Origin of the sequence: Pseudoalteromonas sp., assembly GCF_036960685.1 — a bacterium.
GTDB lineage: Bacteria > Pseudomonadota > Gammaproteobacteria > Enterobacterales > Alteromonadaceae > Pseudoalteromonas.
Genome location: NZ_JBALXK010000067.1, coordinates 1 through 262, shown reverse-complemented (window position 1 = coordinate 262; position 262 = coordinate 1). Strand labels below are relative to the sequence as shown.

Sequence of the window (262 nt, the reverse complement as noted above, 5' to 3'; positions counted from 1 at the left end):
CGCATAGCTCCACCATTTACACTTATCATGATGATAAGCATATGCATAGGTTAGAGATGCCAAAGATAAATGAAACTTTATCTTTGGCTTTTTTAAGCCCGCTCTTTAACAATTTGGAAAGCTGATAGTACTAACTAAAGGCGCATGAATAACGATTCGTTGTTATTGGTGTGATTACGTTAGTGCGAAAAATAATACTGATGCGAAAGCATTAGTATCTTGAGTTCTCAAAACATCTTCAAGGTCGTCGGGCAAGTCTTTA

1 tRNA gene (cut by a window edge) is annotated in these 262 nt (G+C 36.6%); it reads left to right on the top strand.

Annotated elements, in window-relative coordinates:
- A tRNA-Ala gene (locus V7783_RS21050) sits at nucleotides 1-15 on the top strand; it begins 63 nt to the left of the window's first position.
- The last annotated feature ends 247 nt before the right edge of the window (nucleotides 16-262 follow it).